The sequence below is a fragment of the Rossellomorea sp. y25 genome, assembly GCF_038049935.1.
Lineage (GTDB): Bacteria > Bacillota > Bacilli > Bacillales > Bacillaceae_B > Rossellomorea.
Genome location: NZ_CP145886.1, coordinates 504,707 through 526,141, shown reverse-complemented (window position 1 = coordinate 526,141; position 21,435 = coordinate 504,707). Strand labels below are relative to the sequence as shown.

Genomic DNA, 21,435 nt, shown 5'->3' with positions numbered 1-21,435 from the left:
TTTTTTCCTAACTCTCTTCATTTGGTTTTTAATATGATAAGAGTGGAATAGTATATAACACCACTACTTACAGGGGGTTACACGCAATGAAACTGATCTTGAATATGTTAGCATTCGCTTTAGTGATCGTGATGAATACGCTGGCTGTGACTTTGCCTTTGAATAATCAATCGACAGGGGAAATCAGTGACAGGCTTGATATCATGATTACTCCTGCAGGGTATGTCTTTTCCATTTGGAGCCTGATTTATCTGCTGCTTGCGATATGGATCATCCGACAATTCCCTAAAGACAGAAGAGATCTCCCTCTTTATCAGGAAACAAGCGGACTTTTCATCCTTAGCTGCTTATTGAATTCAGCATGGATATTCGTTTGGCATTACAATTATTTTCTCGTTTCCGTATTTATCATGATCGGACTCCTATCAACTCTCATTGCCCTTTATAGACGGGTGCAGAGCACAGGTCCGTCCCTCCTGGATAGAGCCCCTTTTTCCATTTACTTAGGATGGATTTCCATTGCCACGATTGTCAATATCACGTATTACTTAACGGATATTGGCTGGAATGGGTTCGGCATTTCTGAATGGGTGTGGGCTTATCTTGGACTGATTGTCGCTACGGTACTCGCGTTCTGGTTCCGCATCGGGCAGCATGACTTGCTTTATCCACTTGTATTTGTTTGGGCATTTGTCGGTATCGGAGTAAAGAACATGGCAGAACACTCAACCTATGCCTATACCGCCTACGCACTCGCCGTTATCATCCTCATCTTTGACCTGGTCTACAAAAGAACACGACAATCCTAATGTGCACGAAGGTCCGTCCCTCGGGCCTTTTTTTTGTATAGGAACCCTTCTGATGACTTACATTAAGTGATAGGGGGTGTAGTGTATGAACCAGCAGAAGAAGAACGTCACTCGTTCCGGAACGGATATTGATGAAGTCAAACGACTCAATCAGCATTCAGGGCTGACGTATAATCAGGTAAAACAGTTATTAGGGGAGCAATATAGTGGCAAGAAATAAAGGATTGCAAAAAGAAAGCGTCGACTTAGTCGGCGCTTTCTTGATTCGTTTCATTTTGAGCTTTTATGATTTCTTTTTCACGTTGAACCGTAAGCTTCTCCTGAATCTTATTCTTTTCCTTACACGGCTGGGTGAGACTGACTATCACATCTCCCTGCTCAATCTTAGGCGAAGTCCCTTCAGTAAAGAACTCGATCCTTCCTGTAGGTTTAAGGGCAAACATCAATAACGTATTTTCATCCCGCTCCTGCAGGTAAGATTCGAAGGTGTACTTTTCAGTAATATTCGTTTTTCTGAATACGTCTCCCCGCTCAACACGTTTGTTCAGTTCTTCCCACGTTACGTGGTTTTGGAATAAAATCCGTCCGCCAATCGTATGAACCATGTCTTCAAGATCATCGTCCCTCTGGCTCCGCAGACTCAGTTGGAACAGGTTATTACGGCCAATCTCTGGAACAAATGTTGTACAAACCAGAGCGTTATATGAATCAAGCTCCGTAGCCGCAATCATGTATTCATACGGCGTCATATCGAGATAGTATTCCGTTTGTTCGGATAAGATTTCACCACGGTAGAATGGGATTCCCGCTTTTCTGACTGAAAACAATCGCTGCCAGGATGAATCCGAAATTAAGACCGGAATCTTCAGGTCTTGAAGGGTCTTGGCAAATTCAGTACTGAATTTACTTCCTCCCACAATCATAACCCCCGGTCTTTCATCAATGGCAAGGTCCAATTTCTTCGCCAGCCATTTAATGGAGAAGCCATGTGCACATACTGTAGAGAAAACGAGTGCAAAAGTTAGGGACGTCAGTATAGCCGCATCCTCAAAGCCTTTCTCTAATAGGACTGAAGCAAAATAACTTGAGACCGTCAGTGCGACAATTCCCCTTGGGGCAATCCACCCAACAAGCAACTTCTCCTTATTAGAGAGGTCCGTCCCTATCGTAGATAACCAAATCGATAATGGTCTGACAATGAATAACATAAGAAGCACAAACGCGACGATGTTCCAGTTAAAGATTCGTAATAGCGTATCTACGGTTAACGATGCTGTCAGCATGACGAAAATCGTAGAAATGAGCAGAACCGAAATATTTTCTTTGAAGTGACGCATATCGTCAATGGATGAGATATGCATATTCGCAAGCGTCATCCCCATGGCGGTCACCGCTAACAGTCCTGTCTCATGTGTGATTTGATCTGAAATCGTGAAGCAGGCAAGTACAAGTGCAAAGACAACAGGTGATTTCAGGAACTCAGGCACATGTCCATTTTCAAATATAAATCCTGTGAATTTCCCCAGGGCCCATCCAAAGACCACTGCAAATAGGGAAGCTGCAAAGAAGAGTAATAAAGTTAATCCCGTGACATCATCGCTTATAAGAAAATTAATAATTTCAAAAGCAAAAACGGCAAGCAGTGCACCGAAAGGATCTACGACGATCCCTTCCCATTTCAGGATAGCTGCCGGTCTTGGTTTCAGCTTCGCCTGTCTGAGCAGCGGCAGGATAACGGTTGGACCGGTTACGATGAATAATCCACCAATCACAAAGGACACAGCCCAGGACAAACCGGCTACATAGTGAGCACCGAGTGAACCTAATATCCAAGCGAGTAAAGCTCCAAAGGTCACAATTCTAAATAAAGGCTTGCCTAATCCCTTTACCTCTCGAAAATTAAGATTTAAGCTTCCTTCAAAAAGGATGATGGCAACTGCCATGGATATAATGGGTTTAAAGACTTCACCAAAATCGTCCTTTGGATTAATGAGACCAAATATAGGACCCACCAGCAATCCGACAATCGACATGACGACGATGGCAGGAAGCCTGAATCTCCAGGCGATCCACTGGGAAGCGATCCCGAGTACTCCGACTAACATGATGTTGAATAAAATAGAATCGATCATAGCTTTCTCCTTTGAAGGTTATGAAATCAGCCATCATAACAGTAGATAGTATGTACGTGTTTCCAGGATAAAAGATTTGTCCCTCTTTGTGCAAAACAAAGAGGTTCAAAAGGGCACATTGTGTTTTTTATAGTTTACATTTTAATTGCCGATTTTAACCAGAGAGTCGTTTCCAATTCTCTGCAGATCGTAAAATAATGAAGCATGGTGATCAGAACGGCTCCCGCATTCATGCCAAGAATGACTCCTTCCATTCCATAACGGGATCCGAGCAAGTATATCAGTGTAAAAGAAAATACACTCGACCATATGGTATGAAGGAGGGCATCTTTCACCAATCCCAGTCCGATCAAAAAGGCTTGGAGTGGAAACACCAGGAAATGAAACAGAAAATACGGCCAGAGCAGCTTCAAATAATAGGCCGATGCCATAGAATGAAAGAACGTTTCTGTAATATAATCCCCAAGCAAATAGTATATGAATACGGCAGGAATCCCATATCCTAATGTAATCCACATGACTTGCTTAAGATGGGTCAGGATCCCATCAAAGTCCTTTGATGATACTTTTTCCGATACAGTCGGAATTAACACGATTAACATCGAAAAGGCAATAAATGATGGGAAGAAGCCGATGGTAAGGGCAATACCAGCCAGCATCCCGAAATGCTCATTCGCTTCCAGAGCTCCCATACCTGAAAGAACTAGCGCCCATTTGATCAAAAATGGCTGAACCGCATGGGTGAGAGCGTGGAAAATTCGCAACACGGTCGTCGGTATCGATACAGATAATACTGACTTTCTCATTTCAATTGTTGATAATGTAGAATGGCTCTTCTTTCTTTTACCCCTAATCTCGAGAACGTAAGCATGAATTAAATAAACAAAAACGACCGCTTCACTGGCAATCAGTGTCCCAAGGGCTATGAAGATTGACGTGTTGATACCAAACGAGAGAAAATTATAGATCGAAACTAATAAAAATAGCTGAATGCCTTTACGCAGAAAATTAGCCACTGCAATTTTGCCCATCTGCTGGATCCCCATAAAATACCCTCTCGTAATCGAGGTAAACGCAACAATGGGAATCACAATCAAGATGAGCCAGCGAATCCCTGGATGGTATCCCTCGAACAAAGGAGTCCAGGCATATATAAGGACCATAAGAATTAAGAGAATGCACGTCGTGATGACTGCAAATCGAAAAGCATAATGAAGCATGCCCCGATGATACTTTTCTTCCCGTTCGGCAAAGAACTTGGAAAGACTGATCGGCAGCTCCATGCTTGATAAAATCACAATCAGAAACACAGTCGGCAGGATCGACATATATGTGCCAAGACCTGCTTCCCCAAGCTCACGAGCCAAAATCATATTAATCACAAACTCCAAACACTCACCTAAAAAAGCCGTCACCACCAGCACCAACGTACCCCTTAAAAACAAACTCATATGTTTGCACCCTGCCTTTGTTTTAGATGGTCTATTCTATGATGGTTGTCCCGGTAATATGTGAAGGGGTGCCTGTCGATGATGGAGTTAGTGCTTTTTTATCGGTTTTGTCATTCGCTTTAGAATGGTCCTGAGGGGTATTTTTTGAGGGTGAGGGGACGGTTGTGAGGTTGTTGCGGCACTTTTGGCGTTTGTTCCGGCATTTTTGGCGTTTGTTGCGGCACTTTCAAGCAAAGTTGTGCCAGTTTGGCCGTTTGTTGTGCCACTTTCAGGCAAACTCGTGCCACTTTTTCGATTTGTTGTGCCACTTTCGGGGAAACTCGTGCCAAATTGTGAACAAACCGAACAACCACTAGGCTATCTATTTTCAAAACAAAAAGCAGCCCTCTCCAGGACTGCTTTCAATCTTTTATCTAATAATGAATGTAGCTATAGAGTGAGAAGGGAGCGTAGTAGTCATCGATCCCTCGGCACAGGAAAGTGAAATTTCTTCATCCCCACTATTCGCATTCATCACAACCACTACAATCTCCCCATTTGGATTTTCAAAGGAAGTAGCCAATACAGAGTCATTTGAAACATGACACCCAATACGTCTCGCTCCCGCTTTGATATATTTACTAAAATGACCGATGTAGTAATAAGAGCTGTTATAGTGAACTTCATCTTTAGTGGTATCTACGATGACCGGCGCATCACAATAGTTCCCTACATGATTGGGTCCGCCTTCTTCATTCAATACCAGATTCCAATCGATCCAGGCTTCAAGATAATTGTTCAAGTCACCGATGATATTTCTGCCATACCTCTCACCGGTATCCCATGAACCTACTTGGACCCCTCCTTCCATGCACCCTTCTGTAAAAATCAGATGCTTGTCCGGAAAAGCATGATGCACTTTAGAGAGATTTTCAAACTCCTCGGATACATACCAGTGCAAACCTGTTCCCCAGACGTATTTAGCTGCTTCAGGATCAGATAACACAGCATGGGCACGCTCATAAATCACATCACGATTATGATCCCATATGATGACCTTCACATCATCATGGCCATTTTCCGCCAGGGACGGACCTAAATGGTTTTTGATGAAGTCGCGCTCTTCTTCTCCCGTATATAGACAAGAATCCCAAACCTGCTTTGCTTCGGGTTCATTTTGGATCGTTACTCCCCAGATCCGGATCCCCTCTTCTTCCATCGCCTCTATATACTTTGAATAATAATCAGCCCAAACAGATTCATATTCTGATAAAAGTTTTCCGCCATTGTTCATTTCGCCGTTCGTCTTCATCCATGACGGCGGACTCCAGGGTGAAGCTACAATGGAAAGCTCTTCATCAGCCACTTCCATCGCCTCTTGAATAAGAGGAATCACAAGCTTCTTCTCCCGTTCGATGGAAAAGCTTTCTAACGACGTATCTCCCTCTTCCACATACGAATAGTTCCCTAATGAGAAATCACAGCTATTGATATGTGTCCTTCCTAAGCGATAGCCCAAGCCTTCTATCGGATCGAAGTAGCGGTGAATGATCTCTTTCCTTTTCTCAGGGCTGATGAGGGAAAGGCTGTGAGCCGCCGCTTCTGTGAATGCACCGCCAAACCCCAACATTTCCTGATATTTACATTCTGGATCAAGCTGTATATGGGTAGAAGCCTGACCTGCAGAAAAAGAAACCGGTTCTTTTTCAGAGAACCGATCTCCTGTTTCTTTGGCTGTCAAAATTACCTTTACTTGCTTCGCATTCATTGTGCAACTTCCTCAGCATTTGTATGATGGCCATGCTTCTCTTTATGATCCCGGATGATTTCAGCGTATCGGAAGGCGCTGTCCTTCCAAATTCGCTCCTGTGTATCGAAGTCGACATAAAGGATGCCAAACCGCTTATCATAACCAAAGCTCCACTCAAAATTATCCATCAGTGACCATAAATAATAACCCTGGATGTTCATGCCTTCCTCATTAAGGTCAGAAACTGCTTGAAGGTGAAGATTTAAATAATTAACACGTTCGTGATCATGAACTCTTCCATTTTCCAATACATCGTCATACGCCGCTCCGTTTTCCGTGATATAGATTGGCAGATCCGTATATTCCTGTCTCAGGCGGCGGATGAGGTCTTTGAATTCATTCGGCGCGATATCCCAGCCCATCCCTGTCTTCTTATAATCAGAGTAGGCCCCTTTATGCATAAAGTCATGGGCAGCACTGAACTCGACGATTCCCCGGCTGTAATAGTTAATACCGAAGAAATCACAATCTATTGAAATCAGTTCCATATCCCCTGGTTTGATAAAGTCATAGGAATGGACGTATTTTGAGAACAAATTCATCATGTCTTTTGGATATTCGCCTTTGAATACAGGGTCAAGGAACCAGCGATTCGAATAACCATCTGCATTATTGGCAGCTAAAGCATCGTTCACGGAATCCGTATTTGGATACACCGGTGATAGGTTCAGTGTAATACCGATATCGGTTTGGGACTGGAATTCTTTCTTCAGCATCTCAACCGCTTTTCCGTGAGATAGCAGCATATGGTGGACCGCTTTTACTGCTTCATCCATATTGGTATGACCAGGAGCATGGACCCCTTGATGATAGCCTAGGAAACCTGCACACCAAGGCTCATTATGGGTGATCCATGAATCAACGACCGCATCAAGTTCTGTGAAGCATGCTCTTGCATATTCCAAGAACCATTGTACGGATTCACGATTCACCCATCCGCCTTCTTCATGAGCCCAAACCGGTAAGTCCCAATGATACAACGTAACAGCAGGTTTGATTCCTTCTTCTTGAAGTCTTCTCGCGAGCTTTTTATAAAAATCCATACCTTCCTGATTGTATTTCCCCTTTTCAGGAAAGACCCTCGGCCAGGCAATGGAGAAACGATACGTATCCACTCCAAGGCGTTTAATATGCTGGATGTCTTCTTCAAACCGGTGATAGTGATCACACGCGACATCACCATTATGCTGCTTGTATACTTTCCCTGGAATGTCACAGAACATATCCCAAATGGACGGTGTTCTTCCCCCTTCCTGATGTGCCCCTTCAATTTGATACGATGATGTTGCGGTTCCAAAGGTAAATGTTTTATCGAAATGCATATGTTTTTCTCTCCTTTATTCTTTGATCGATCCTGCTGAGATGCTGTTGACGATATATTTTGATAGAAATAGGAATGCAATCATGATAGGGACCACTGAAATCGCGATACCTAAATACATCGATCCTAAATTTTGTGCCACTTGAGATCCTTTCAAGAATCCCATTAATACTGGCAACGTATATTTCTCAGGTGAGAACAGTATCACGAGTGGCATGATGTAGTTATTCCATGAGCCGATGAACGTGAAAATCGACATCGTTGCAACAGCCGGCATCATGATCGGAATCGCCACTGTATGGAAAATCTTGAACTCACTTGCACCGTCGATACGGGCAGCCTCGATTAAACTCGGATGCAGGGTCGTTTTGATGTATTGTCTTAGGAAGAACACAACAAACGGACTTGCAATGGTAGGTACGATCAGCGGGATGAAGGTATCTAATATCCCAAGGTTCTTACTTAATTCATAAAAGCCGATAAGACCCAATTGTCCTGGAACCATCATCATCACAAGCATGAAGACGAATAAGAAATTTTTCCCTCTGAATGTGTAAAATGCAAATCCATATGCAGTCAACGCTGAGAAATATCCTGATAATACGGTTGTGAGGACAGAGATGATCAGACTATTCTTGAAACCCGACCAAATATTTACGTACTCCATCATATTGGCATAGTTTTCGACTAAGGAACTGCCTGGGAGCAAGGTGAATCCTGAAAGAATTGCTTCATTTGATCTTGTTGCATTCACAAGCATCATCAGGAATGGGATGAAGCAAACAATTGCCATCAACACAAGCAGGGTATAAATGATGCTCTTCACAATGGTATTTCTGGTCTTTAGTTTGGACTCATGTGGCAGAAGTTCAGGCTTTGATTTTTCTGCCTTCTGGGACTGTACATTTTTTTCAACGGCTGTTTTTCCCAACATGCTTTACACCTTCCTTGCTTGTTTGCGTTCATTTCCGTACATCCCTTTAAAGACAATCGCTGAAAAGATCAGGGTGATGACAAACAATCCATATGCGACAGCTGATGCATATCCATAATTGTTAAACTTGAACGCTTGATTGTACAGATACAGAACCATCGTGTTCAGTGATCCATCCGGGGAACCGATTCCGTCTGTCAGAAGCATCGGCAGATCAAACAGCTGAAGGCCGCCGATCAGGGATGTGATCATGATATAGAGTAAGATGGGTTTCAATAAAGGTATCGTGATTTTCGTAAACGTCTGCCACCTGTTGGCTCCATCGATCAATGCAGCCTCATAATAGTCTTTCGATATACCGGAAACACCCGCCATGACAACAATGAACGAATGGCCGAACCACATCCAGGTTAGGATCAGGGATACAGAAAGCTGGGCAGTCGCGGGCTCGTTCAGCCAATTAATCGGTTCTGATATAAGACCTATATTTAATAGAATCATATTTAATGATCCATGCTGCCAGTCCAGCAAGATACCAAACAGCAGAGCGACTGAACTAATCGTGATTAAATTAGGTAAATAAAAGATCGATCTGAAAAATGCCAAACCTTTCAACTTCATTCTCATATCAGAGAAGATTAATGCGAGTACAAGGGCCAGACCAATTTGCAGGGCAAAGTTTATTCCCCATATTTTCCATGTGTTAAAAAATGCTTCCACAAAATAACTGTCCGAGAGTAAACGGGTATAGTTTGCAAGACCGACAACCTCTGCTGTCCCGCTCCCTGAATAGTTCGTAAAGCTGTAGTAGAAAGTAAGCGCAACGGGATAAATACTAAATATTAAAAAGATGATCCAAAACGGGGCAATAAATACATAACCATATCGGTCTAATTTCTTCATTCCCCAGCCCCCCTTAGTTGTTAGTAGATTGGGCAAGTGGCATGGACCATGCCACTTGCCCTTGATTTTTACGTGTTAATTTTTTGGTACTTTTATGTCCGGATATGCGTTTTGTGCTTTTTTATAGAATTCTTGAATGGCTTCTTCTTTGGATTTCTTCCCGTCTACGTACTGCTGAACAGCGTTTCCATAGAACGTATCAAGCTGCTGGTCGTATTTTGTTACAATGCCAGGCTCGATTTCTTTCGCTTGCTCAAGGAAGAATTGATAGTTATTTTGACCGCCAAGGAATTCGTCACTGAAATCATCCTTGATTTCGTTTGTTACAGGCAGGTAGGACAGAACATCCCCTGTTTCTTTTGCCCAATCTGTCAGGAACTCATCTTCTTGAGTCATCATTTTTACAAAGTCATACGCAAGCTCTTTGTTCTCTGACTTTTCGTAAACCCCTAACCATGTTCCACCCCAGAAGTATGGGCTTGGTCCATTCGTTACTGCCCAGTCCCCAGCAGATTCCTTCACGTTTGTTTTCAGAACGCTGTGAAGACCCCATGTAGGAAGAACATACGAGAATACTTGGGTTTCTTTCTCTTTACCGTTTTCTTTTACCTTGATTGGCTTATCCATTGCTTCGAACCACGATGGAGACCACTCAGGAGCAAGTGCCGTATAGCTGTTCTCACGGAGTTTTTTAGCATAATCCATAAACTCGATCTTCTGTTCAGTCAGCTTTAACTCATTCTTGTCGTTCACCCAAGGTTGTGGATTGTCTCCTTGCGAGAACCAGCGGATGGACCCTTCATCAGGGAACATGCTGTAGCCTTTTTCCTTCATCTTCTCTGCTACTTTGAATACATTGTCCATGGAGTTAAGCATGTTGCCTACTTCAGTTGGATCATCTGTACCAAGTACCTCTTTAGCGATACTTCTCTTATAAAAAACTCCCCCTGGCGTCGTTTGCCATGATAGAGCTCTTACATTTCCGTCTTTATCTTTACCTAAGTCAAATACGTAAGGAACATATTTATCTTTGATTTCGTCTACATTGTATGGGTCCTCTGATAAGTTCTCCCAATACCCTGCATCTACCCATTGCTTAAGGAATGCAATTTCGCCAGTGAATACATCCGGCGCCCCTACTCCGCTTTCAAGAACAGGCTTTAATTTTGTCGGGTAGTCGGCAATCGGAACAATCGTCAACTCTACTTTCACACCATTTTTCTCTTCAAATTTCGTAATGGGTTTCTTTAATTCATCCGTGAATGACCAAATCTTCAAATCTACATCTTTACTTGATTTAGAATCACCTGATGATTTGGAATCTCCGGAGCAAGCTGACAACACCCCTGCCAGCAGTACAAGCGTCATAAATATTGCTAAAAACTTTTTCATCATTATCCCCCTTTGTTCTTTTTCAACAATATAGTTTCGAAAGCGGTTTCGATTTATTTCTTATAAAAATTCCGAAACCGGTTTCGGAATTACTAAAAAATAAAAATTAATTCTTTTTTTCTTTTTTTGGTGATGTACATGATTCTCTGATGATTAGTTCTACTGGAATGATTTCCGTTGTTATGAGTTTCTTTTTTTGAATCATCTGTTTAATTAGTAACTGTCCTGCCCGAGCACCGATTCTATCCGTGTCTTGTCTGACTGTGGTTAGTTTCGGAGTGACATAGGCTGACATTTCAATGTCATCATACCCGATGATCGAGATATCTTCCGGTATTTTTAATCCCTTTTCTTTAATGGCTTCCATTGCTCCAATGGCCATATGGTCACCTGCTACAAAAACAGCGGTAGGTGTGGTTTCCAGTTCCAGGAGGGACTCCATTGCTGCCCTACCTTCTTGAATGGAAAATAATCCGCCATTCACAAGGTATTCTTGATGAATCGGAAGGTTTAAATCATTCATGGCCTTAGAAAACCCTTTAATCCTTTGTGCTCCTGCATCGATCTTTGGATCTCCTGATATATGAGCGATTCTTGTATGGCCCAATGAATGAAGATAGTTTACGGCAAGCCTTCCTCCCTCGATGTTATCGGAATAGACAACGCTGCAGTTCTGATTGCTCATATCAATCACGACAATCGGCACATGATTATTGATCATGTCTTGAACCTGCGGGTCGTTAGGATCTGAACAAATCACGACGATACCATCCACGGCACGGTACATAAAATGTTCTAAATAACTAGTATCCCGATTTCGTAGATTCCGAGAAGCAAAGATTAAATCATAGCCTTCCCGTTCTACATGCTTTCGAAAACTTTCAATGAGGGCGCTAAAGAAAGGATGTTTCATCCCGACCTCGTTGTCCTCAGCGAACATTACACCGATCGTCCAGGATTTTTTTGTCGATAAAGACTGGGCGTGGGCATTTGGTAAATACCCCATTTCAGCTGCTGCCTCCAGGATTTTTTGTTTCGTTTTCTGACTCACATCTGTGTAATTATTGAGAGCTTTAGAAACTGTCGTACTGGAAAAACCAGTCCGTTTTGCTAAGTCATAGATTGTAACCATTGTTATCTCCTCTTCATCGAAAGCGCTTTCGTTAATGTTATTATAGTCCAGACTTTTGATGGAATCAATACAATTTTTAGAAAAGTTTAAAAAGTGCCGGAAAGTTTTTGCAATCGTGATGATGACGTGGTTTTTTTGTCATTTCATCAAGAATTGCCTCTTTTCTACGTAAATAACACAGGTATTATTCTTTTTTGGAAGGTATGACAGGTGCTTGTTGTGCCACTTTCGGCAAAACTTGTGCCACTTTCCATCAAACTTGTGCCAAATTGTGATTGTGAACAACCCCCAAAAAATACCCCAAACCCCATATAAAAAAACTACAAAAAAGCAGCCCCGCAACAGGACTGCCTTCCTCAACTTACTCTTTTACTGCCTTTCGCTTCCGTCGACCAATCTTCCCTTTCATTTTCATCAGGATTTCATACACGATCGGCACAACGACAAGTGTTAATAGTGTCGAACTTGTCAGACCGCCAATCACGGTTACGCCAAGTCCTTTCGAGATCAATCCACTTCCTTCAAGACCTAATGCCAATGGGAACAGTGCCCCGATTGTCGCAATTGCTGTCATAAGGATCGGGCGAAGTCGGGTGGCGCCGGCTTCCAGTAAAGCTTCCCTTGTGGATAGACCTTCGTTTTCTTTATGAATCACCCGGTCGATCAGGACGATTGCGTTGGTTACAACGATACCAATCAGCATGAGGGCACCAATCATGGAGGAAATACTGATTGTTTCTCCTGCGATCAATAGTCCAACCAATGCCCCGATGATCGTAAATGGCAGCGAGAACAAAATGGCAAATGGTGCAAGCCCTCCGCCGAATGTGATCACGAGGATCAAGTACACAATGGCAATGGCTGCAAGCATCGCTAATCCCAGTTGTGTGAAGGATTCCTGGATATCTTCTGTTACTCCACCCATGTCTACGTTGATACCGGCTGGCAAATCAAGCTCTTCGACTTCTTTTTGAATGGCTTGCGAAGCTTTTGATACATCATCCGATTTTAATTCTCCGCTTACTTGAGCAAATACTTTTCCGTCGCGTCGTGAAACAGTATCGGATGTCTTACCTTCCTGCACTTCAACGACGTCTTTAATCGGAACTTCAATGCCCAGTGGTGATTGAATCGTTTTGTCCGTCAAGTCGTTGATGCTTTCGTACTCTTCTTTCTCAACGTCTAAATAGACATTTACCTCTTCTCCATCCTTTTCAATGGTGGTGAGGACGGGACGTTGACGTGTCTGACCAAGTTCCATGGCGATTTGACCTGCTGTAAGGCCAAGCTCACTCAATTTTTCCTGATCTGCAATGAACGAATACTCATCGTACGATTCAGAGATACTTGATCCTACTTTTTTGAAATCTTTTTTATCTTCCATCATAGCTTGAATATCGTTTACGACAGGTTCGATTTCTTTCAGGGTTTCACCGTACACGTACACGACAATTTCATTGCTGCCGGCACTTGCGGAGAAGTCTTGTGAAGCCCATTCCCCTTTATCTGTTGTTTCTTGAAGTTTTTTAATGACTTGTTCTTTTTCTTCAGAGAAATTCTCTGTATCATCGCTGTATTGAACATAGAATATTGCATTGTTTGAGCTTCCCGGACTCATCGGGTTTTCCCCGCCAACCGAGTACTGAATCGTTTCAGTCCCTTTACGTCCTTGGAAATACTTTTCAGCTTCTTGAGCGATTTGATTTACATCTTCTTCAGTTTGACCAGGTTCCGGTTTATACGTGGCCATGATCATTTTTTCTTCGTCTGATGGCAGGAAGCTCACACCGATGAGCGGCACCAGGAACAAGCTTCCGACAAGCATCGCGACAGCCAGGAGTGACGTGATGATTTTATGGTTCAGCGTCCAATTTAATACGCCTTTGTACCAAATCGCTAAACGGCTTTGCTTTTCCACATGCTTCTTCCCGACACCTTTTTTAAACATCGAGTGAGCAAGCATCGGTACAATCGTTACTGCCACAAGAAGTGAAGCCAATAGGGCAAACACGATCGTCAAGGCGAATGGAAGGAATAGTTCCCCAATCATCCCTTGAACCAATCCTAACGGAAGGAACACAGCGATCGTTACAATCGTGGAAGACGCGATCGGAACGAACATTTCCTTTGTTGCTTCCCGGATCAATTCTTTTCCTTTAAGCAGTTCACCTTTCAGTGACATTCTTCTATAGATATTTTCTACTACTACAATGGAGTCATCGATTACCCGTCCGATGGCTACAGTCATCGCTCCAAGGGTCATGATATTCAATGTAATGTCCATTTGTTTTAAGAGCAATATCGCGATTAACAGCGATAATGGAATCGATACGACCGAGATTAACGTCGATTTAATATCCCGCAAGAATAACAGAATGATGATGACGGCAAATATGGCACCGAATAAAGCTTTATTCAGCATGGTGCTGACAGACTCTTCAATCGGTTCTCCTTGGTCAAAGGTAGAGATGATTTCAACCCCGTCCAACTCTTTTTCAAAAGCTTTCACTTCTTCTTTTACGGCATTCACAACGTCTACTGTATTGGCATCTGCTGTTTTCACCACTTGAAGTCCGATGGATTCCTTCCCATTGGTTCTGGAAATGGATTCGGCTTTCCCTTTCAGCTCGATATCAGCAATGTCTGATAGTTGTACGGTTGGGATCTTCATCCCCGCAGGTGCTTCCTGAGCCTGAGGCGTTTCTACAGGTGGACCTTGAGAAGCTTGACCACCAGGCTGTTGTCCTTGCGGCGCTTCCATACTCCCAGCTGAAGGTGTCACAGGGATCTTCATCTCTTTCAAATCTTCGATCGTTGTGATATTTCCATCAACCATCACAGATTTCTGACTGTCTTTAAACGTGTAAAGCCCTAATGGTGCTGTCACATCAGACCCTTTGATCATATTTTGGACCGTTTCTTTGGTTAAGCCGTATTGAGCAAGCTTTTCTTGATCGAAAACGACTTGTGCTTCTTGAACTTGTTGACCTGAAGCTTGAACAGATGCTACCCCGTCCACTCCTTCAAGTTGTGGTACGATGGTTTCTTCAACTGTTGAGGTTAATTCAGCTAAAGATTGGTCTTCATTTGCAACACTCAGCGCAATGATCGGGAAAGCGTTAAAGCTCAGTCTTGAGACTTCCGGTTCATTGACCCCTTCTGGAAAAGAGAGATCCGAAAGAGCATCTTCCACTTCAGTCTTTGCTTCGTCCATATCTTTCGAAAACTTGTATTCTATCTGAACGGCTGAAGCATTTTGATAAGACGTGGAGCTGACAACATTAACTCCATTTAAATTCTTCAAACGTTTTTCAATTGGTTCTGATACCTTTTCTGCTACATCTTCAGGCGTAGCTCCAGGGTACACCGTCGTAACACTTACAATCGGTGTATTAATATTTGGCAAGGTTTCGAGTTTCATATTAAATCCTGAATATAAGCCAGCAATAATGACGATGATGGTCATTAACCATACGGCAAACTTATTCTTGAGTACGAAATTAATAATACTATTCACTCTTTATTCGTCCCTTCTCTCATTTTCTGACCGACTAGTCATAACACAATCTAATATAACTGACCGTACAGTCATAAGTCAATATACTTATAAAATTAAAGGTTTATTTATTGTGACCAATCGGTCATAATAGAGTCAAGGAGTTTATCAAGGAGAGGAAAGCATGAAGGAAAAAGAGAAATTAATTATTGAAACATCGATTAAGCTGTTTGCCACGAAAGGGTTTAACGCCACCTCGGTGCAAGAAATCGTGAACGAGTGTGAAATATCTAAAGGTGCATTCTATTTGTATTTCAAGTCAAAGGAAGCCCTTCTATTGGCTATCATGAAATACTATTTTAAAATGATCACAGCTAAAGTGAATGAGATTGAAAACGAGGATCTGCCTCCTTATGAAAAATTCCAAAAGCAATTAGAATGCCAGCTTATTGAAATCTGTAAACATAAAGAGTTTATCATTATGCAGATCAGAGAGAACGCCATGCCGTTTAACGATGAAATCCATGATCTCCTCAGTGAAATGAAAATGGACACCCATCGTTATTATAAAAAAAGATTATATGGGATTTACGGAAAAAAAATCGAACCCTACTTCTGGGATATCACTATGATGATTCAAGGTTTTTTCCATTCTTATTTAGAATTGGTGATGCTTGATAAAATCGAATTGGATTTTGCCTATTTGTCCCGATTCATATTGAAACGTACGGATGATTTAGTGGAAGGCTTACTAAAAAGCGGGGATCAGCCTGTTCTTTCCTTTGAAAAAGTGGAGGATCTGGTGAAGGATTTCACTTTATCTAACAGGATCAATGAGTCTACACTTGTTCATATGATCGAGGATGCACGTGAAGTAGCAGAGGATGAAAATACCAAAATTTCTCTGGAAGTCATTCAAGAGGAAATTCAAAAAGATGAAACCCGGCAGGTCGTCATTAAAGGAATGATTGTGAATCTTGAAGAGGACCCATCGCTGAAGCATCTCGTGAATGCCTTGAGACATTTTTATGCATTCTGACCCGAAAGACCCGCTTAGCTCAAATGCGGGTCTTTTTTATTTTATAGGAGAAAGTAGTAAGAGAGCCTTCTCTTAAGCCAGAACTTTTTCTCTCAGCTTCCCGATCCCTTCCTTACAGACCCCATATTCAAGCCAGGAGCAGCCTTTACATAGATGATCAAGATCCTCAGGTTTCACTTTATTAGCCGTTCGGATAATCAGATCTGATTTCATATAGGTTTCCCCGTGTTTCAGCTCTAAATGCCGGAGGACACGGCTATCTAATGATAGAACATGATCATTGGAGTTTTCACTTTTTTCACATACTGTTTTCCCTTTATGTGGACATGCTTGACAGGCGTCATCAAAGGCTTGAACGACCTGAATGGGAAGATCCCTTTCATCATTTCGTATTTCTCCCACTATTTCCGTCATAACGTTTACAAAATCAGGACTATACCCCATGCCTTTAAATCCGTGGGTGCAAAGAAGATGATGTCCCCTAAGTACTCTCTTCATTTTATCCTCCTCTTTTTACAGCTGCTGAATTTGATCCGATTCATGGAAGGTTACTTTTTCACTGACATGGCCATTGGCGGCACGGTACATTCCATAAGCCACTTGACCACCTGAGATGCTTCTGTACTTTTTTAACTTACCTACCATTACCGGGCGGATGGCTCTGGAAAAGATTTCTCCCGCTTTTTCCCCAAGGCGGAATTCATCTCTTTCCCCTAAAAGAAGGGATGGCCTGAAAATGTGCAGGGCAGGATAATTCAGGGCTATTAAGTCTTCCTCGAGCTCCCCTTTCACCTTACTATAAAAGAACGGTGAACCGGAGCTCGCCCCAATAGCTGATATGACCATATATTGTTTGGCCCCATGGTCCTTACCGAGGTTTCCTAGCTGAACGGGGTATTCGTAATCTACCTTTCTAAATGCTTCCTTCGTCTGCGCCTTCTTGATGGTCGTTCCAAGACAACAAAATACATCGTCGATTTCCTCGTGGGGCAGGAGCTTCATCTGATCGAATGGGATGATTCGTTCATCCAACTTCTCATGCTTCACCCCGCTGCTTCTTCTCACGAACGAAATCACTTTTTTATACTCGGGACTCTTGATGAGTATTTCAATCAGGTGTGAACCAACCAATCCAGTGGATCCTGCAACCAAGGCTACTTTCGGCATCTTTCATTCCTCATTTCTTCTTTGTCTCTATTCAGATAGATCCTTCCAGCTTCTGTAATGGTGAACTGCGATTCCATTATAGGAAGAATATGTACCATACTGGGCATCAACAAGAGCAAGTTCAGCAAGCATGATTTGCTCTCCATTTTCATGAAATGTCAGGAAATCCCCTTCAGCAGATGGAGCTGTTTCCACTCCTACCTTCACCTTTTTCCCTGCAGCCTGGGCAAATTCCATCTCATTCCTGACAAGTTCAATGATTCCATTCTCCCCATTCGCCAGATCCCGGTATGCCATAACACCAACTTCATCCGTCCTCCCAATCACCCACTGAGCAAGGTTACCTTTTCCTAATTCATTGTTAAATGTTTTCCCATCAAACCAAAATGGAATATCCATCCCTAATGGAAGCTGAAGCGAATCAGATCGAATCACTGCTTCATTCACCATCTTCTGATAATTCAACACCGTCTTGCCGTAGGCGGTTGACCATCCGGATAAAAGGTAAGGCTCCACATCCAAATGAACACCGGTAAATCTTTGATCCTCACTCGTTTCAAACTGGTATTCCTCCAGCCAATCAAAAAAAGCAATGAGGGCGGATTGTCCTTTTACGGTCGCCCATTTTGGAGCCCCGTCCAAGGCGTACACGTGTATATTTTCTAAAGTCGCCATTTGAATAAATAGTTGATAGTGTTCCTTCTCTATGTTCGGGTTCACTTGCAGATACACTTCATCTACTCCATGAACTTTAAAAAATCCGATGATTTCTTCTTTATGTCCGACGATGTCAACCGTATTCCAAAGCCACGTGCTTTTCCCTCTCACGTCCATACCAGCTGCCTTTTCATTTGATTGGTAAGAATTGATACTCAACAGGATCAGACAAATACTCATCTTCCATATTCTATTCATCTTTCATTCTCCTCTTCTTGAGCCTTGACTCTTGTGAGGAGCCTGGCAGCTTGGCGGCCATTCGAAAGACGGGCAGGCCGATAGCTTTTTCAGTCCTTGCTTTTCAACAAGTTTGCCTTTTTCAGTTTGTTTTATTCTTCCTCTTTAGTATAGTCCTTTTTCCTTTATTGAAAAGATGTAATTTTCAATCAATAATCATATCAAAAAAGCGCCAGTCACTTTCGGATTGGCGCTTTTTTATGTACTGCTCATGACACTATTTGCTTATAATTCTTCATCCTCGAAAAATTGCTGTAATTTCTCATCTTGTTCAGAATCTGCATTTTCAGACGCATACGGATTATCCTTGACTCCTGCTGTATCCATATTTGTTTTGATGGCGAGAAATGGTCCTTTCGGTTCCTCTGCGATGACACGGTCGTTTAACTGTTTGAAATCGGGCATGTCTTTATTTCCTTTTTTCACTTTATCTTCTTCCTTCAATCGTTTCACCACCATTCTTATAAGCGATTAGAATAATATCCTCTTCCGTTTGCTGGCGAAGTTCACTTTCCATGTTTCTCACTTTATTCAAGGTATCTTCAGACAGGTCCGCTACGGGAAATTCTTTCGTATTCATTCTTATCATCTCCTACCCATTTTCATTGGATTGTCCGATTTCCTTTTCTGCCATGAACCCGTTTCCTTCCTCTACTGCATGATGTTCCTCCACAGACTCTCCCGGAACATAGACTTGACTGGGATTTCGAACCTCATTATTCAAAGTGAATTCCGGGTTTAACGGCGTGTCCATTCGTAACTCTTCAGGTTTCTTATGATCTCTCATCTATTCCACCTCCAGTATTTAGTATGGCTACTGAATACATAATCATGCAAAACACGAAAAATCGACTGGCATCGGGCAGCAAAAAAAGCGTTAAGCAATAACGGTGCTTAACGCCATGAAACTGATTCAAACCCACGTATAATCCCTTCCCCAGCTATCCCGGGCAAGATCTTTGATTTCATCGACAATTTCATTTTCCACAGCAAAGGCATCTCCCTGTTCATAAGGGTTGTAGTGGAAAGCGTATAGGCGGGAAACAAACTCGTGAAACGGAAGTGAGCATTCTCCTTCCAGTTCCCCGTTTTCCATGACGGAAGGTTCGATGCCCTGCCCCCAGTTCTGTGATCCATCATTATTCGGATTATAAAAATAGATCCGGTATTCGCCCTTGGGATCCTGGGTGATTCTCAAAATCGAAACGGCATGGAAGCCAAGGAGCTTTCCATGAACATTTGTGATGAAGATCCCGACTGGATTCGGATAGATCAATCCGTAGTCATCATTGTATTCCGGGTGGTGAGTGGCATAGAATAGGCGAACGAATCCCGGATAGTCAGAGATGAGGCCTGTTAGTGAATCAATGACTGTGCTAAACCCTTTTTGAACCCAATCTCCATAAAATTCCGGATTCACCCAGCGGTGTCCATCTTCCCCTCTAAGCGATACACGTCTCATCATCTCACTATAAATACGGTCAAGATGAGGAACGAGAACAAGTGACACAGGATCAAGCTCTTGATGAAGCTCAGGCGCCAGCCCTCCACTTAATTCTTTCGAATGGACCGGCGTTCCTTCAAACATTATATCGATATCTCCGTCCCTCGCTGCCCGTGGAATCAGTTCGAGTAAGTACCCAGGAGCATGCTGTGCCCAAAGGCTGATCCCCCGCGCTGTTTGACAAGTCGGGTTTAAGCCTTGGCCAATCCCGATCGGTTGACCGAGGACATTGATGACACCGGCCAGAAGGACAGAATTTGCTGTAATTCCGTCTCCAGCTTTACACGAATTAAGGAGCGTCTTCCGTACTTCCGGTCGAATATCAAGCTCTATCAGCCTTTTCAATCCCGGTGATACAGGAGAGGAAGATAATACACCCCGCTCAAGCATAAGGGCGAGTCCATAAACCGATTGCTTCGTGGCTGGATAGATCGCCACTTTAATCAGCTGGAATACGAGCTCCGCATGTTCGTCTAGGTTTGCTTTTCCTTTGTCGTTTAACTGAAGGGCAGCCGGAACAAGCTCTTGAACCTTTCTGCTCAGGAACCTTAGTAGTATCGCATGCTGGGGAGCGACAAGCCCCGTTTCACGCATGGACTGCGCAAAGGCAACAGCTTCCTTCTCCAGTTCTTCCTTAGACAGACTCATAAGCTTCTTACGGTATTCACCCGGCTGGACAATGCTTTTGCTTATGAGGGACGGACCTTCAATAGCAGACACATACTTTTCTAAAACAAGTCGTTCCGCTACACTTAAGTCTGAATGGAGCATCTTTTTCGCTGTTTCAATCATTGACACTGTCCGCTTCACCATAATCGGACGCTGTGCGGTCAAACGTTCGATTTCTTTAATCAGTGTAGTTGTAAGTGCTTGATAGGAAAGCTTATCAGATAGAAATCGAAATAATTCCGTTGTCCTTTCACTCTGCTCTCCACCTTCAATCCGTGCTGCTTCCGTTGCTTCAGGAAAAAGCAGGTTCAGATTCAGAACCATTACTTCATTGAGGAAATCCTCTGCCATTTCAGTCGAAACATCGGGATGTTCATATTGACCCTCTGCGATGGATAGCATTCTTAACTCACTAAGAATTTCAATGATCGAAGGAAGCCCCTTTGCTTGTAGTGACCCGGCCACAAGAGGTGGTTGAAGCTTGGACGCCTTTTCCCAGGGGCCGTCCTGGAAGACCCCGGCCTTTTCAAAGCGGCTTGCGCTTCGATATAGAATCTCCAATCCTTCATCCGTATCCAACAATCTTTGCGCTTCCTGATACACGTCAGTTTGATACATTGATTTCGCAAATGAAGCTGCGCTCTCCAGTTCATTAAGCGCTTGCAGAAAACGATCTTCCAGCTTAGACGTTAATTCAAATGCCATTTCAAAACTCCTTTATCAATCAAAATACCAGTGGATGA

At 42.9% G+C, this 21,435-nt stretch carries 20 protein-coding genes and 1 riboswitch; of the genes, 3 read left to right on the top strand and 17 right to left on the bottom strand.

Features of this window, described 5'->3' with window-relative positions; genetic code table 11:
• Positions 1 to 86 precede the first annotated feature (86 nt).
• A complete protein-coding gene (locus AAEM60_RS02670) occupies positions 87 to 809 on the top strand; it encodes a TspO/MBR family protein (RefSeq protein ID WP_299741500.1) in 723 nt (240 codons plus the stop codon).
• Positions 810 to 894: 85 nt separating this feature from the next.
• Positions 895 to 1,029: a hypothetical protein gene (locus AAEM60_RS02665; protein WP_262371838.1), complete on the top strand. Its 135-nt coding sequence runs from the start codon at positions 895 to 897 to the stop codon at positions 1,027 to 1,029.
• A gap of 25 nt (positions 1,030 to 1,054) precedes the next feature.
• Here the strand turns inward: AAEM60_RS02665 and AAEM60_RS02660 are convergent, their stop codons facing one another.
• The 10 genes from AAEM60_RS02660 to AAEM60_RS02615 form a co-directional block, all read right to left on the bottom strand.
• Positions 1,055 to 2,941 carry a sodium:proton antiporter gene (locus AAEM60_RS02660; RefSeq protein WP_299741496.1) on the bottom strand — a complete coding sequence of 629 codons (1,887 nt, stop codon included), beginning with the start codon at positions 2,939 to 2,941 and terminating at the stop codon, positions 1,055 to 1,057.
• A 134-nt stretch (positions 2,942 to 3,075) separates the two neighbouring features.
• Entirely contained in the window at positions 3,076 to 4,392 is a 1,317-nt protein-coding gene (locus AAEM60_RS02655) for an oligosaccharide flippase family protein (RefSeq protein WP_341357333.1), read from the bottom strand.
• 119 nt (positions 4,393 to 4,511) lie between these two features.
• Positions 4,512 to 4,700, bottom strand: a complete 189-nt coding sequence (locus AAEM60_RS02650) for a hypothetical protein (protein ID WP_341357332.1) — start codon at positions 4,698 to 4,700, stop codon at positions 4,512 to 4,514.
• Between the two features lie 101 nt (positions 4,701 to 4,801).
• Positions 4,802 to 6,139, bottom strand: a complete 1,338-nt coding sequence (locus tag AAEM60_RS02645; RefSeq protein ID WP_341357331.1) for a glycoside hydrolase family 30 protein — start codon at positions 6,137 to 6,139, stop codon at positions 4,802 to 4,804.
• Positions 6,136 to 7,503, bottom strand: coding sequence for a GH1 family beta-glucosidase (locus AAEM60_RS02640; protein WP_341357330.1), 1,368 nt, complete (start codon positions 7,501 to 7,503; stop codon positions 6,136 to 6,138). The genes AAEM60_RS02645 and AAEM60_RS02640 overlap by 4 nt, the downstream gene beginning before the upstream one ends.
• A 15-nt stretch (positions 7,504 to 7,518) precedes the next feature.
• Positions 7,519 to 8,295 (bottom strand): carbohydrate ABC transporter permease, encoded by a 777-nt coding sequence (locus AAEM60_RS02635; protein ID WP_299742638.1) that lies wholly within the window; start codon positions 8,293 to 8,295, stop codon positions 7,519 to 7,521.
• Between the two features lie 144 nt (positions 8,296 to 8,439).
• Entirely contained in the window at positions 8,440 to 9,339 is a 900-nt protein-coding gene (locus tag AAEM60_RS02630) for a sugar ABC transporter permease (RefSeq protein WP_341357329.1), read from the bottom strand.
• Between the two features lie 75 nt (positions 9,340 to 9,414).
• The gene (locus tag AAEM60_RS02625; RefSeq protein ID WP_299742635.1) at positions 9,415 to 10,731 is read right to left on the bottom strand and encodes an ABC transporter substrate-binding protein; all 1,317 of its coding nucleotides are present in this window, start codon (positions 10,729 to 10,731) and stop codon (positions 9,415 to 9,417) included.
• A gap of 106 nt (positions 10,732 to 10,837) precedes the next feature.
• Entirely contained in the window at positions 10,838 to 11,863 is a 1,026-nt protein-coding gene (locus AAEM60_RS02620) for a LacI family DNA-binding transcriptional regulator (RefSeq protein ID WP_341357328.1), read from the bottom strand.
• A gap of 361 nt (positions 11,864 to 12,224) precedes the next feature.
• Positions 12,225 to 15,380, bottom strand: a complete 3,156-nt coding sequence (locus AAEM60_RS02615) for an efflux RND transporter permease subunit (RefSeq protein WP_341357327.1) — start codon at positions 15,378 to 15,380, stop codon at positions 12,225 to 12,227.
• A gap of 163 nt (positions 15,381 to 15,543) precedes the next feature.
• Here AAEM60_RS02615 and AAEM60_RS02610 point away from each other — a divergent pair, with 163 nt between their 5' ends.
• Positions 15,544 to 16,398, top strand: a complete 855-nt coding sequence (locus AAEM60_RS02610) for a TetR/AcrR family transcriptional regulator (RefSeq protein WP_341357326.1) — start codon at positions 15,544 to 15,546, stop codon at positions 16,396 to 16,398.
• 72 nt (positions 16,399 to 16,470) lie between these two features.
• Here AAEM60_RS02610 and AAEM60_RS02605 read toward each other — a convergent pair whose 3' ends face one another.
• From AAEM60_RS02605 to AAEM60_RS02575, 7 genes are all read right to left on the bottom strand, one after another.
• Positions 16,471 to 16,896 carry a DUF1284 domain-containing protein gene (locus AAEM60_RS02605; protein ID WP_341357325.1) on the bottom strand — a complete coding sequence of 142 codons (426 nt, stop codon included), beginning with the start codon at positions 16,894 to 16,896 and terminating at the stop codon, positions 16,471 to 16,473.
• A 15-nt stretch (positions 16,897 to 16,911) separates the two neighbouring features.
• Positions 16,912 to 17,565 (bottom strand): NAD-dependent epimerase/dehydratase family protein, encoded by a 654-nt coding sequence (locus AAEM60_RS02600; RefSeq protein ID WP_299741478.1) that lies wholly within the window; start codon positions 17,563 to 17,565, stop codon positions 16,912 to 16,914.
• A 27-nt stretch (positions 17,566 to 17,592) separates the two neighbouring features.
• Positions 17,593 to 18,480: an amidase gene (locus AAEM60_RS02595; protein WP_341357324.1), complete on the bottom strand. Its 888-nt coding sequence runs from the start codon at positions 18,478 to 18,480 to the stop codon at positions 17,593 to 17,595.
• 41 nt (positions 18,481 to 18,521) lie between these two features.
• A riboswitch (cyclic di-GMP riboswitch) is annotated at positions 18,522 to 18,607 on the bottom strand.
• A 137-nt stretch (positions 18,608 to 18,744) separates the two neighbouring features.
• Positions 18,745 to 18,963: a hypothetical protein gene (locus AAEM60_RS02590; RefSeq protein WP_341357323.1), complete on the bottom strand. Its 219-nt coding sequence runs from the start codon at positions 18,961 to 18,963 to the stop codon at positions 18,745 to 18,747.
• Entirely contained in the window at positions 18,947 to 19,099 is a 153-nt protein-coding gene (locus AAEM60_RS02585; RefSeq protein ID WP_299741473.1) for a hypothetical protein, read from the bottom strand. Before AAEM60_RS02585 ends, AAEM60_RS02590 begins: the two co-directional genes overlap by 17 nt.
• Before the next feature lie 12 nt (positions 19,100 to 19,111).
• Positions 19,112 to 19,306 (bottom strand): hypothetical protein, encoded by a 195-nt coding sequence (locus AAEM60_RS02580; RefSeq protein ID WP_299741471.1) that lies wholly within the window; start codon positions 19,304 to 19,306, stop codon positions 19,112 to 19,114.
• A gap of 126 nt (positions 19,307 to 19,432) precedes the next feature.
• Complete coding sequence (locus AAEM60_RS02575; RefSeq protein WP_341357322.1) at positions 19,433 to 21,397, bottom strand: hypothetical protein; 1,965 nt, start codon at positions 21,395 to 21,397, stop codon at positions 19,433 to 19,435.
• Positions 21,398 to 21,435 lie beyond the last annotated feature (38 nt).